12 protein-coding genes are annotated in these 12,866 nt (G+C 76.6%); 7 read left to right on the forward strand and 5 right to left on the reverse strand.

Features of this window, described 5'->3' with window-relative positions; genetic code table 11:
- Positions 1 to 69: 69 nt before the first annotated feature.
- On the reverse strand, positions 70 to 927 hold the full coding sequence (locus tag ACI78R_RS16590; protein ID WP_457041512.1) for a patatin-like phospholipase family protein: 858 nt from the start codon (positions 925 to 927) through the stop codon (positions 70 to 72).
- A 1-nt stretch (position 928) separates the two neighbouring features.
- On the reverse strand, positions 929 to 1,744 hold the full coding sequence (locus ACI78R_RS16595; protein WP_457041513.1) for a mycofactocin-coupled SDR family oxidoreductase: 816 nt from the start codon (positions 1,742 to 1,744) through the stop codon (positions 929 to 931).
- A 79-nt stretch (positions 1,745 to 1,823) separates the two neighbouring features.
- Between ACI78R_RS16595 and ACI78R_RS16600 the strand changes: the two genes are divergently transcribed.
- The 5 genes from ACI78R_RS16600 to ACI78R_RS16620 all read left to right on the forward strand — a co-directional run bounded on the left by ACI78R_RS16600 (position 1,824) and on the right by ACI78R_RS16620 (position 7,675).
- Complete coding sequence (locus ACI78R_RS16600; RefSeq protein ID WP_457041514.1) at positions 1,824 to 2,408, forward strand: TetR family transcriptional regulator; 585 nt, start codon at positions 1,824 to 1,826, stop codon at positions 2,406 to 2,408.
- The gene (locus tag ACI78R_RS16605) at positions 2,405 to 4,366 is read left to right on the forward strand and encodes an alpha-amylase family protein (RefSeq protein WP_457041515.1); all 1,962 of its coding nucleotides are present in this window, start codon (positions 2,405 to 2,407) and stop codon (positions 4,364 to 4,366) included. Before ACI78R_RS16600 ends, ACI78R_RS16605 begins: the two co-directional genes overlap by 4 nt.
- A 19-nt stretch (positions 4,367 to 4,385) precedes the next feature.
- Positions 4,386 to 5,327, forward strand: coding sequence for an alpha/beta hydrolase (locus ACI78R_RS16610; protein ID WP_457041543.1), 942 nt, complete (start codon positions 4,386 to 4,388; stop codon positions 5,325 to 5,327).
- A gap of 92 nt (positions 5,328 to 5,419) precedes the next feature.
- Positions 5,420 to 6,922, forward strand: a complete 1,503-nt coding sequence (locus ACI78R_RS16615) for a diguanylate cyclase domain-containing protein (RefSeq protein WP_457041516.1) — start codon at positions 5,420 to 5,422, stop codon at positions 6,920 to 6,922.
- Between the two features lie 45 nt (positions 6,923 to 6,967).
- A complete protein-coding gene (locus ACI78R_RS16620) occupies positions 6,968 to 7,675 on the forward strand; it encodes a class I SAM-dependent methyltransferase (protein WP_073419232.1) in 708 nt (235 codons plus the stop codon).
- A gap of 125 nt (positions 7,676 to 7,800) precedes the next feature.
- Here the strand turns inward: ACI78R_RS16620 and ACI78R_RS16625 are convergent, their stop codons facing one another.
- Positions 7,801 to 8,637 carry an HpcH/HpaI aldolase/citrate lyase family protein gene (locus ACI78R_RS16625; protein ID WP_073419231.1) on the reverse strand — a complete coding sequence of 279 codons (837 nt, stop codon included), beginning with the start codon at positions 8,635 to 8,637 and terminating at the stop codon, positions 7,801 to 7,803.
- Positions 8,638 to 8,767: 130 nt separating this feature from the next.
- Here ACI78R_RS16625 and ACI78R_RS16630 point away from each other — a divergent pair, with 130 nt between their 5' ends.
- The gene (locus ACI78R_RS16630; protein ID WP_457041517.1) at positions 8,768 to 9,370 is read left to right on the forward strand and encodes a TetR/AcrR family transcriptional regulator; all 603 of its coding nucleotides are present in this window, start codon (positions 8,768 to 8,770) and stop codon (positions 9,368 to 9,370) included.
- A gap of 3 nt (positions 9,371 to 9,373) precedes the next feature.
- A complete protein-coding gene (locus ACI78R_RS16635) occupies positions 9,374 to 11,557 on the forward strand; it encodes an MMPL family transporter (protein ID WP_457041518.1) in 2,184 nt (727 codons plus the stop codon).
- 57 nt (positions 11,558 to 11,614) lie between these two features.
- Here ACI78R_RS16635 and ACI78R_RS16640 read toward each other — a convergent pair whose 3' ends face one another.
- Both ACI78R_RS16640 and ACI78R_RS16645 read right to left on the reverse strand, forming a co-directional pair.
- On the reverse strand, positions 11,615 to 12,187 hold the full coding sequence (locus ACI78R_RS16640; protein ID WP_457041544.1) for a DUF4865 family protein: 573 nt from the start codon (positions 12,185 to 12,187) through the stop codon (positions 11,615 to 11,617).
- Between the two features lie 29 nt (positions 12,188 to 12,216).
- Positions 12,217 to 12,780, reverse strand: coding sequence for a TetR/AcrR family transcriptional regulator (locus ACI78R_RS16645; protein ID WP_457041519.1), 564 nt, complete (start codon positions 12,778 to 12,780; stop codon positions 12,217 to 12,219).
- Positions 12,781 to 12,866 lie beyond the last annotated feature (86 nt).

A 12,866-nucleotide genomic window follows, 5' to 3' on the forward strand; every position in this document is an offset into this window, starting at 1 on the left:
CTGGTCATCGGCGGGACGGGCGTGTGCTGGAGTCGGTCCGGCGACGCCCCTCCCCGGAGGGGTGAGGCCTCAGCCCCAGACGGCGGCGACCTCCGCGGCGACGCGCTCGGCCTGGGCCCGGCCGGCCCGGGCGGCGGGCGCGCGGGTGGCCGGGTCCAGCGGGTTGGACCCGAACGCCGCCAGGGCCGCCTCGTCGGCCAGCACGAGGTGCGCCTGCCCGTCGCGGCGCAGCGTGGCCATCTCCTCGTCGAGGGAGGGCCCGAGCGGGCTGCCCGGGAAGCCGCCCATCGGCGCGACGACCAGCACCCGGTCGTGCCCGGCCGCGAGGTCGGCGTTCGTCGGCGAGCGCAGGCCGCCGTCCATGAACCGCCGGTCGCCGATGGTGATCGGCGGGTACACCCCGGGCACCGCGCAGGACGCGGCGACGGCCTGCAGCAGGTCGAACCCGGAGCCGCTGTCGACGGCGAGGAACTCCCCGTCGGCGGTGTCGATCGCGGTGACCACCAGGCGCGCGGCGGGCCACCCCGGCGTCCCGATCCGCCCGCCGATGACCGCGAGCCGCTCGGACTCGGGCATGGTCCGCGCCCGCAGCGCCAGCGCGCCGATCCGGGCCCGCGCCTCCTGCGGGGAGGAGACGCCGGCCAGCGCCTCGGCCATCGCGGCGAAGAACCCGGCGCCGTCGAAGTCGACGGCCCGCTCGGTGGCCGGCACCGGGCCGAGCTGGGCGGCGTAGGCCTCCTCCAGGTCGGCGCCGGTGCGCACCAGCGTCCCCACGATCGAGCCGGCCGAGGTGCCCACCACGGTGTCGGCGTCGCGGACGTCGACGCCGGCCGCGGCCAGCCCGGACAGCAGCCCGAGCTCCCACGCGATGCCGGCGATCCCGCCGCCGCCGAGGACCAGCGCCCGGCTGCCCGGGGAGCCGCCCACCTCAGAACTCCGAGACGCCGGCGTCGACGGCCATCTCGTGGGCCGTCACGTACCGGGACTCGTCGGAGGCGAGGAACAGGACGACGTCGGCGACGTCCTCGGGCTGCGTGATCTGCACCGGCAGCAGGTTGCTGAACATGGGCGCCAGTCTGGGGTCGCCCGCCATCGCGGCGCCCAGCGTCGCCTGCATGTCGCCCTCGCCCATCGGCGTCGCGACGCCGGTCGGGTGCAGGCTGTTGACCCGGATCGCGTGCTGCGCGAGCTCGGTGGCGAAGGCCTTGGCCATCCCGCGGACGGCCCACTTGCTGGTCGTGTAGTGGACCATGAACGGCTGCACCTTGAGCCCCGCCGCGGAGCTGACCAGCACGATCGAGCCGCCGCCGGCCGCGACCAGGTGCGGCGCGGTGGCCATCACGGTGTTCCAGACGCCGGTCACGTTGACGTCCAGGGTGTTGGCGAAGACCTCCGCGCCCACCCGGTCCCACGCGCGCGGGCTGCAGATGCCGGCGTTGGCGACGACGACGTCGAGCCGGCCGAGCTCGGCCACGCCGCGGTCGGCGGCCGCGCGCAGGCCGTCGAGGTCGCGGACGTCGACGACCGCCGACACCGCCCGCCGGTCGTGGGCCTCCACCTGGCGCACCGTCTCGGCCAGGTCCTCCTCGGTGGCCGAGGGGTAGCTGACGTCGGGCAGCGGCCCGCAGACGTCGACCACCACGACGTCGGCGCCCTCGGCGGCGAGCCGGACGGCGTGCGCCCGCCCCTGCCCGCGCGCCGCGCCGGTCACCAGCGCCACCTTGCCCTCGACCCGTCCCGCCATGTCGTCTCCTCCGCTCGGCCGTGTGCCGCGTCACGCTAAGGATCGCTTGCACTCAGTGCAAGGCCCTAGGGTCGGGGCCGTGACGCAGGCCCGGCACCCCACCCGGCTGGAGACGTGGCGGGCGCTGCGCGAGGCCACGCTGCGGCTGGTGGCCGAGCACGGCTTCGCGGCGGTGAGCGTCGACGACGTCGCGGCGGCGGCCGGCACGTCGCGGCGGACCTTCTTCAACTACTTCCCCACCAAGGCCGCCGCGCTGTTCGACCCCGACCCGGAGCTCGCCCAGCGGCTGGAGCGGCTGACCGCCGAGGCGCCGGACACCGGCGACGTGTGGGCCGACCTGCGCGGCATCTGCGCGGTGTTCGTCCGCTGGGGCCCGCACGACGTGCTGCGCGTGTACCGCCGGGTGGCCGGCTCGGGCGAGCTCGGTGACTACCCGGTCGAGGTGCACCGGCACGTGCAGGCGGCGCTGGAGGCGTGGGCCACCCGGCGGCTGCCCGGCGACGAGCTCGGCCCACGGCTGCTGGCCGCCGCGGCCGGCGCGGCGCTCGGGGCGGCGTTCCGCACCTGGGACCCGGCGTCGCCCGCGGAGGAGTTCGCCCGGCTCGCCGACGAGGCGCTCGCCCGGGTGCGGGTGGGCCCGGGACGCGCTACGGAGGACACGTGAGCGGGGGCGCGGAGGACAGCAGGCTGCCGGTGGGGTTCTCCGGGGAGGTGGCCACCGCGCTCGGCGCGGACGAGGCCGACGCCTTCCTCACCCGGGTCGGGCTCGCCCTGCCCGACCTCACCGCCGCGCTGACCGGGCTGTACGGCGACCGCGCCGGCGACGTCCTCGCCCGCGGGCTGCGGACCGCCCTGGCCGCCGCCGCCGAGCGGCCCGCGCCGCTGCGGCGGATCGACCGGCGCCGCGAGATCGACCCGGGATGGTTCCAGTCCCCCGGCGTGCAGGGCTACGTCTGCTACGTCGACCGGTTCTGCGGCACGCTGCGCGAGCTGCCCGCCCGGCTGGACCACCTGCAGGACCTCGGCACCACCTACCTGCACCTCATGCCGCTGCTGCGCCCGCGGGAGGGCGAGAACGACGGCGGCTACGCGGTGGCCGACTACCGCGCCGTCGACCCGCGGCTGGGCACGATGGCCGACCTCGAGGCGGTCGCCGCCGCGCTGCACGGGCGCGGGATGAGCCTGTGCATCGACCTGGTGCTCAACCACACCGCCCGCGAGCACCCGTGGGCGCGCGGCTGGCTGGCCGGCGACCCCGCGTACGCCGGCTTCTACACCGCCTACCCCGACCGGGCCGAGCCCGACGCCTGGGACGCGACGATCCCCGAGGTCTTCCCCGACCGGGCGCCGGGCTCGTTCTCCTGGGTGCCGGAGGCGCTCGGCGGCGCCGGCGGCTGGGTGTGGACGACGTTCTGGCCCTACCAGTGGGACCTCGACTACACGAACCCCGAGGTCGCGCTCGCGGTGCTCGGCGAGATCACCTGGTTGGCCAACCGCGGCGTCGACGTCTTCCGGATGGACGCCGTCCCGTTCATGTGGAAGCGGCGGGGCACCGACTGCCAGAACCAGCCCGAGGCGCACCTGCTGCTGCAGGTGCTGCACGCGCTCACCCGGCTGGCCGCGCCGGGCGTGGTGTTCAAGGCCGAGGCGATCGTCGCGCCCGACGACCTGGTGCGGTACCTCGGCGCCCACGAGCGCGAGCGGCCCGAGTGCGAGCTGGCGTACCACAACCAGCTCATGGTGCTGCTGTGGAGCAGCCTGGCCACCGGCGACGTGCGGCTGGCGCGGCAGTCGCTGGGCCGGATGCGGCCGATCCCCCGCACGACCACCTGGTGCACCTACGTGCGCGGGCACGACGACATCGGCTGGGCGGTCACCGACACCGACGCCGCGGCGGTCGGCCTGGACGGCTTCGCGCACCGCCGGTTCCTCAACGACTTCTACGCCGGCCGCTTCCCCGGCTCGTTCGCCCGCGGCGCGCTGTTCCAGGAGAACGAGGCCACCGGCGACGCGCGGATCTCCGGCACCACCGCCTCGCTGTGCGGCGTCGAGGCCGCCCTCGAGGCCGGCGACGACGCGGCACTGGACGCCGCCGTCCGCCGGTTCGTGCTCCTCCACGCGGTCGCCTACGGCTTCGGCGGCATCCCGCTGCTGTTCTCCGGCGACGAGCTCGCCCAGCGCAACGACGCCGGCTACCTCGCCGACCCGGAGCTCGCCCCGGACAACCGCTGGATGCACCGGCCGCCGCTGGACTGGGCCGCCGCCGGGCGCGCCGCCGACCCCGCCACCGTGGAGGGGCGGGTGTGCGCCGCGCTGCGGGAACTCGGCGCGGCCCGCCGGTCGCTGCCGTCCCTGACCGGCGACGTCGGCGCCGAGCCCCTGGACGCCGGCAGCGACGCCGTCCTGGTGTGGCGCCGCCGGCACCCGCGGCACGGCACGTTCGTCGGGGTGGCCAACGTGGCCGCGGGCCCCGCGTCCGTCGACGCCGACACGGTCACCGGGCTGGGCACCTTCGCCCAGGTGCACGGCAGCGATGGCGTGCTGCCGGTGGCCGACGGCCGGGTCGTGGTGCCCGGCCACGGGTTCGCCTGGTACGCCGAGACCGTCGTCGACCGGATCTGAGGAGGAGCGCGTGGCAGGGATGGACCTGCGGGTGCGGGTGCTGGGCCGGCTGCTGGGCCGGATGTCGGTCTCGTCGATGGACGAGGAGCGGATCCGCCGGGCGCAGGCGCAGCGCATCCCGCACAACCCGCTCACCGACGCGCTGCTCGGCGGCGTGGCCCGCGGCGTGCGGCTCACCGACGGCACGGCGCGCGGCGAGGTCGGTGACGTGCCGGTGCGCACCTACCGGCCGCAGGGCGGCGACGGCCCGCTGCCGCTGGTCGTCAACTTCCACGGCGGGGGCTGGACGCTCGGCAACCTGGACTCCGCCGACTGGCTGTGCAGCAACGTGGCCGCCGCGGTCGGCGCCGTCGTCGTGTCGGTCGACTACCGGCTCGCGCCCGGGCACCGCTGGCCCGCCGCGGCCGAGGACTGCTACGCCGCGCTGGTCGACGTCGTGGCGCGGGCGGCCGAGCTCGGCGCCGACCCGGAGCGGGTGGCGGTGATGGGCGACAGCGCGGGCGGCAACCTGGCCGCCGTCGTGTGCCTCATGGCGCGGGACCGCTCGGGCCCGCGGATCGCCCACCAGGGACTGGTCTACCCCTCGGTCGACCTGACGATGAGCAGCCCCTCGATCGACGAGAACGCCTCCGCGCCGGTGCTGACGAAGGCCGACTGCCTCGCGTTCCGCGACCACTACCTGGGCGGCCAGGACCCCACCGACCCCTACGCCTCCCCGTTGTTCGCCCCGGACCACACGGGCCTGCCCCCGGCGCTGGTGCAGGTGGCCGAGCACGACCCGATCCGCGACGACGGCGCCCGCTACACCGCGGTGCTGCGCGCGGCCGGGGTGCCGGTGCGGCACACCGAGTACGTGGGCATGCCGCACGGCTTCCTCGCCTTCCCGCGGCTGTGCCGGTCGGCGCCCCAGGCGCTGGCCGAGCTGTGCGCGGAGCAGACGGCGGCGCTCGCCGCAGGCTGAGCCGCGCGCTCCCTCACCCCGACGGGTCATCTCCCCGGCGCCGCCGCGCGCCGATGACGGGAGGAGACCGCCGTCGACGAGAGGAGCACGAGGTGGCCCGCACCGGCCCGGCCCCCCGGCACCTGGGGGCGCTGCTCGTCGCCGTCTGCGCGGTGGGTGTGCTCGCGACCGCCGTGCTGCCCTCCTCCGCCGCGACGCTGGTCTCCGACGTCGTCCAGGCGCTGGCCGCGGCCGCCGCCGCGGCGGCCACCGCCCGGCACGCCGTCGCGTCGGCCGGGCTGCGGATGCGCACGGCGTGGTGGCTGCTGGCCGCGGCCTGCGGGTCGTGGTCGGCGGGGCAGGCGTACTGGACCGTGCTCGCGGCCCGCGGGGAGTCGCCGTTCCCGTCGCTGGCCGACGTCGGCTTCCTCGGCTTCTCCGCGTGCGCGGTGCTGGCGCTGGCGGTCCACCCGGCCGGCGGCGGGCGCACCGGGCGGTGGCAGCGCTGCCTCGACGCGGTGATGACCACCGGCGCCGTGGGCCTGGTCAGCTGGCAGACCGCGCTCGGCGCGGTGCTGCGCGAGGACACCGGCCACGACGTCGCCGCCCGCCTGCTGCTGGCCGCCTACCCGGTCGCCGACGTCGCCCTCGTGGTGCTGGCGGTCCTGCTCGTCACCCGCACCGCCGGCGACCGCCGCCCGCTCAACCTGGTCGCCGCCGGCGTCACCGCGATGGCGGTCGCCGACAGCGCCTTCACCTACCTCGCCGCGACCAGCGCCTACGACGGCGGTACCGCCGACGCCGGCTGGACGCTGGCCTTCGTGCTGCTCGCGGTCGCGGGCCTGTGCCGGCCGGCGACCGCCGCGGGCGCCGCGCCCGCCGGCCACGCCGCCCGCCGGACCAGCGCCGCGGCGTCGCTGCTCCCCTACGCCCCGGTCACCCTGGCCCTCGGCACCGCCCTCGTCCGGACCCTCTCCGGCGCCGCCCTGACGCAGGGCGAGGAGCTCGTGGCCGCCCTGGTCGTCGCCGCCCTGCTCGCCCGCCAGTACGGCACCGTGCGCGAGAACGTGCGGCTCGCCGACGACCTGGCCGCCCGCGAGGCGCAGCTGCGCCGGCTGGCCTTCTCCGACCCGCTCACCGGCCTGGCCAACCGCGCGCTGTTCCTCGACCGGCTCGAGCACGCCCTCGCGCTGCACGCCCGCGACATGCGGCCGGTCGCCGTCGTCTTCCTCGACCTCGACGACTTCAAGGCGGTCAACGACACCCTCGGGCACGCGGCCGGCGACGAGCTGCTGCGGGGGGTGGCCGGCCGGCTGACGGGCTCGCTGCGCGCCGGCGACACCGTGGCCCGCCTGGGCGGCGACGAGTTCGCCGTGGTGCTCGAGGACGGCGGCGACGCCGGCGAGGCCGCCGCCCGGGTGGCGGCCGCGATGGCGCTGCCGTTCACCGTCGCGGGCACGCTGCGCCCGGTGGGCGCCAGCACCGGCGTGGTCGCGCTCGGGCCCGGCGACGCCGCCGTCGGCGCCGACGAGCTCATGGCCCGCGCCGACGCCGCGATGTACGCCGCCAAGCGCGCCGGCAAGGGCCGCGTCGTCCACCACGGCGCGCCCGCCTGACCTCCGGCTTCGGCAGGCGGGCGACCGAGGTGCCAGGGTGGACAGGTGACCGACCTCCAGCACCGCGACGGCCGGCGGACCGAAGCGGTCCGCACCTACCGCGGGCACGGCATCCACGCCGCGCCCGGGGTGCACGAGTACGCCGCCGCGCAGGTGCGCGCCGCGCTGCCCGACGGCGGCCGGGTGCTCGAGGTCGGCTCGGGGTGCGGGGCGCTGGCGCTGCGGCTGCGCGACGCCGGCATCGACGTCGTCCCCACCGACCTCGACCCGCCGCACGACTGGATCGCCCGGCTCGACCTCGACGACCCCGAGTGGACCGACGACACCCGCGGCCCGTTCGACCTCGTCGTCTGCGTGGAGACCCTGGAGCACGTGGAGAACCCGCGGCAGGTGCTGCGCTCGATCCGCGCGCTGCTGCGGCCCGGCGGGCGGCTGCTGGTGAGCACGCCGAACGTCACGCACCCGCACTCGCGGCTGCTGACCCTGCTGCGCGGCGCCCCGTACATCTTCGGGCCGCGGCACTACGACTCCCCCGGCCACATCACGCTGCTGCCGGACTGGATGCTCACCCGGCACGTGCAGCGGGCGGGCTTCGGCTCGGTGGAGGTCACCACCGCCGGCGACACCCTCTACACCGGCCCGATGCGGATCGCCTACCGCGTGGAGATGGCGGTGCTGTGGCTGCTGGGCGTCCGCCAGCGCGCCACCTCCGGCGACGGCGTCTGCACCTTCGTCACCGCGACGGCGGTCTAGCGGTCACTCCCCCACGGTGACGTGCACCCGTGGCGCATCCCAGGCCGGGAGCGCGCCGCGACCGCACACCACCGGGGACGGCGGCCTGCGGTCCTCCCGGGCGCCGGGAGGACCGCAGGGGCGGGTCAGCTGGGCTGCACCCCGAAGGTGGCGGCCAGCCGCTCGATCTTGCGGGCGCGGCCGAGGCGGGGCAGGTCGCTGCCGTCGCGGATGACCTGGCCGCGCGCCTCGAAGTCGGCGAGGAAGTCCAGCGCCCAGGCGACGTCGGACGGCGCGGGGCTGATGACCTCGTTGATCACCGGCGCCTGGTCGGGGTCGAGGCACAGCTTGCCGGTGAGGCCGAGGGACACGGTGACGGCGGACTGCTCGCGCAGCACCGGGTGGCTGGTGCTCACCGTCGGGCCGTCGATCGGCCCGGGCAGCCCGCCGATCCGGCTGGCCACGACCAGGCGGGAGCGCGGGTAGGCCATCGCCAGGTCGTCGGCGCTGGTGCCGGTGTCGCGGCGGTAGTCGCCGCTGCCGAAGGCGAGCCGGAAGGCGCCGCGGGCGCGGGCGATGCCCACCGCCTCCTCGATGCCCAGCGCCGACTCCACGAGCGCGAGCACGGGGGTCGCGCCGCCGAGCCGGTCGAAGGTCTCGGTGACGTGCTCGCCGGCCTCGGTCTTGGCCAGCATCACGCCGGCGAGGCCGGGGAGGCCGGCCAGCGCGGCGACGTCGTGCTCCCACCAGGGCGTCGAGTGGTCGTTGATGCGCACCCACGCCGAGCGGCCGGCGTCCCCGAGCCACTCGACGACGCCGGCGCGCGCCTCGTCCTTGTGGGCCGGGTCCACGGCGTCCTCGATGTCGAGGACCACCTGGTCGGCGCGCGAGGCGTACCGCTCGTCGAACAGCTCGGGGCGCGCCCCGTTGACCAGCAGCCACGAACGCGCGTCCGCGGGGCCGACCCTCCTGCGTGTCGTCATGACGTCATCCTCCCGTCCGCGGCCGCGAGGACCGAGCCGACTCCCGGCCAGCGGGACGTGACACACCCCACCCGACCGGATCGGACGGCGGACCGACCGATTCGGTCGGTCGCGCGTACCGTCTGGGGACGTGGCACGACCGTTCCGGCAGCAGATCGACGAGGGCATCCTCGACCGCGCCGCCGGCCTGTTCGCCCGCCGCGGCTACGCCAAGACCTCGCTGCAGGACGTGGCGGACGCCGTCGGGCTGTCGAAGGCCGGCCTGCTGCACCACTTCCCCAGCAAGGACGCCCTGCACGAGGCGGTGCTCGCGCACGCCGACGCGCTCGGCCGGCGGGTGCTCGAGGCCGTCCGCCCCCTGCCCGCGGGCCCCGCCCGCGACCGGCGGGCGATCGAGGTCCTCGTCGACGTCGCCCTCGGCCACCCCGGCTTCGTGGCCATGCTGCTCGCCCCGGTGACCGAGCTCCCCGACGGCGGCGCGCACGAGCCCGGCGGACCCGAGACCGCGGTCTTCGAGTGCTTCGGCGTCGACCCCCACGACGAGGACGCCGACCCCGAGCGGCTCGTGCGCGTGCTCGGCGCCGTCGCCGCCCTCGCCGTCCTCACCCTCGCCGCCCACGAGGCGGACCAGACCAGCGCGTGGCGGCCCCTCGTGGTCGCCACGTGCCTCGACGCGCTCGGACACCGCCGTCCCCGCGCGGTCCCTTCCCACCCCCACCAGGCGGAGGCCTGATCCATGGCTGTCCTGTTGTCCCGACTCGGGACCTTCTCCGCGCGGCACCGGTTCGCCGTCCTGGCCGTGTGGCTGCTCGTCCTCGTGGCGGGCGGCGTCGGCGCGGTCACGCTCTCCGGGCCGACGTCGACGAACTTCTCCATCCCGGGCCAGGAGTCGACGACCGCGCTCGACCGGATCCAGTCGCAGTTCGGCGCCGGTGCCGGCGGGGCGACCGCGCGGGTCGTCGTCGTCGCCCCCGAGGGGCAGACGCTGACGACGCCGGAGAACGCCGCGGCGGTGACCGAGCTGGTCACCACGCTCGGCGAGCTGCCCGGCGTCACCTCCGCCACCAACCCGCTGGACCCGGCCGCGCCAGCGGTCAACCAGCAGCAGACCACCGCCTACAGCACGGTCAGCTACGACGCCGCGCCCGGCGGGGTCACGCCCGAGGAGCAGGAGGCGCTGCAGGACGCCGTCGCCGACGCCGGTGAGGGCGGCCTGACCGTCGAGGTCACCGGCGAGGCGGTGCAGGAGGTGCCCGCGGTCGGCGGCCCGTCGGAGGTCATCGGCGTCGTCGTCGCCCTCGTCGTCCTCGCCGTCACCTACGGCGCGCTGGCGATCGCCGGGATGAACCTGCTGACCGCGCTCGTCGGCGTGGGCGTCGGCGTCCTCGGCATCACGATCGCCACCGGCTTCGTCGACCTGTCCTCGACCACGCCGATCCTCGCCGCGATGCTCGGCCTCGCCGTCGGCATCGACTACACGCTGTTCATCGTCACGCGGCACCGCCAGGAGCTGCTGCGCGGCACCGACGTGCGCCGCTCGATCGGCCTGGCCGTCGGCACCGCGGGCTCCGCGGTCGTCACCGCCGGCCTCACCGTGGTCATCGCGCTGGCCGGCCTGTTCGTCGCCGGCATCCCCTTCCTCACGCAGATGGGTCTGGCCGCGGCCGGCACGATCGTCGTCGCGGTGCTCGTCGCGCTGACCCTGGTGCCCGCGGTGCTCGCTCTGCTGGGCACCCGGGTGCTGCCGAAGCGGATGCGCGCGGCGGCCGCAGAGGGCACGTCCGTCCCCGCCCGCGGCCGCGGCTTCCTCGCCGGCTGGGCCGACGGCGTCACCTCCCGCCGGGTCGCCTCGCTGCTGCTGGCGATCGTCGCGCTCGGCGTCGTCGCGATCCCGGTCGCCTCGATGCGCACGACGCTCATCCAGCAGCCGGCGGAGGACACGTCGGCCGCTCGCGCCGACGCGCTGCTCGCCGAGGGCTTCGGCGAGGGCTTCAACGGCCCGATCACCGTGCTGTTCGAGGGCGACGGCGCCGTGGAGGCCGCCGCGCAGCAGGCGCAGGAGATCCCCGGCCTCGACGACGTCGCCGTCGTCGCCCCGCCGATCCCGAACGCCGACGGCACCGCCGCCCTGCTGACGGTGGTCCCGCAGTCGAGCCCGAGCAGCGCGGCCACCGAGCAGCTCGTCGCCGACCTGCGCGACCAGTTCGGCTCGCTCGACGGCGTCGAGGCCTCGGTCACCGGGCAGACGGCGGTCAGCGTCGACGTCGCGCAGAGCCTGGACGAGGCGCTGCCGAAGTACCTGGCGCTCGTCGTCGGGCTGGCGCTCGTGCTGCTGGTCCTGGTCTTCCGGTCGCTGCTGGTGCCGCTGGTCGGCGTCCTGGGCTTCCTGCTCACGATCGGCGCCTCGCTCGGCGCGACCGTGGCGGTGTTCCAGTGGGGCTGGCTGGCCGACGTGGTCAACCTCGACACCACCGGGCCGCTGCTGAGCCTCACCCCGATCCTCGTGATCGGGATCCTGTTCGGCCTGGCGATGGACTACCAGGTGTTCCTGGTGTCGCGGATGCACGAGGCGCACAGCCACGGCACCCCGCCGCTGCAGGCGATCCGCACTGGGTTCCGCCAGGCCGCGCCGGTGGTCGTGGCCGCCGCGCTGATCATGTTCAGCGTGTTCGCCGGCTTCGTGCCGGCGGGCGAGGCGACGATCAAGTCGATCGCGTTCGCGCTGGCGGTCGGCATCCTGGTCGACGCGTTCGTCGTCCGGATGGTGCTCGTGCCCGCGGCGCTGGCGCTGCTCGGTGAGCGCGCGTGGTGGCTGCCGCGCTGGCTGGGCTGGCTGCCGGTGCTCGACGTCGAGGGTGCGGCGCTGGAGCGCGACCCGGCCACGTCCCGCGAGCGGGAGCTGGTCGGCGACCCGCGCTGACCCACCCCGCGTCCCGGTCCGGCCCGTCCCCCTCCCGGGGAGGCGGGCCGGACCGCGTCACCAGAGGCGGCCGGTCGGCAGGTCGGCCAGGTGCGGGGTGCTCGCGTGCAGCACGTCGAAGGGCGTCGACCCGGCGGGCACCGTGTCGGGCACCGCGCTCCACAGCACGAACCGGACCAGCTCCCAGCGGGAGGGGTCGACGGCGACGGCCTGGCTGTGCCACCGGTCGTCCGCCGGCCCGGCCTGGGCGGCCTCCCGCTCCACCGCCTCCCCCGGTGCGACGTCGGCCGGCAGCGACCGCACCGCACGGGTGGCGAACACCGGCGCCTCCGCGAACGCCGGGCCGCGGTCGAACGAGACGCCGATCCAGGAGCGCACCGGCGGCCGCCCGAAGTCGGCGACGATGTTCCGGAACGGGCCGTAGAGGAACGCGTCGAGGCCCGCGGGGTCGCGCCACAGGTAGAACGGCGCGTAGGCGTTGACCGCCGACCCGTGCCGGCCGACCCGGCGGACGGCGTAGGCCTTGACGCCCAGGTGCGGGAAGTCGTCGGTGGCCGTGCCCCGGGTGGCCACCCGGCGCTCGATCACCGCCATGTCCTGGTCGGCGGGCAGGCCGATCTCGTACTGCATGACGTGCACGTCGTCCCCTCCTCCGGGTCTCAGCGGGCCAGGGCGCCGAGCAGCGCGACGGCGCCCTCGACGGCCTCGTCGAACGGCTCCGGCCGCCCGGCCGCGCGGGCCAGGACGTAGCCGCCCTGGACGGTGGCGACGACGGCCGCCGCCACCGCCGCGGGGTCGGCGTCGGGGCGCAGCTCCCCCGCCGCCTGCCCCTCGGTCACGACCTCGGCCAGGCGGGAGCGCAGCCAGGCGAACGTCGTCTCCACCGGTGCGCGCAGCGCGGCGTCGGCGACGAGGTCGGGGTCCTGGGCGTGCCGGCCGACCGGGCAGCCGCGCATCACCTGGCGCTCGCGCCGCAGGTAGGCGGTCAGCCGCTCGAGCGCCGTGCCGGTCCCGCCGAGCAGGGCCTCCGCGCCGGCGCGCTCGCGGTCGGCGGTGCGCTGCAGGGCGGTGCGCGCGAGGTCGGCCTTGCCGGTGAAGTGGTGGTACATGCTGCCCTGGCCCGCACCGGCGCGGTCCTGGATCGCCTTGGGGCTGGTGCCGACGTACCCGCGCTCCCACAGCAGGTCCTGCGCGGCCTCGACCAGTCGCTCGCGGGCGTTCACACGGCGACCGTACACACCAGTAGGTACAGCCGTCGAGACGTCCCACCCCGGCCGTTCGGGGGTGCCGCCGGCCGCCCGGAGGGTGC

The sequence above is a fragment of the Geodermatophilus sp. SYSU D01106 genome (genome assembly GCF_054049995.1).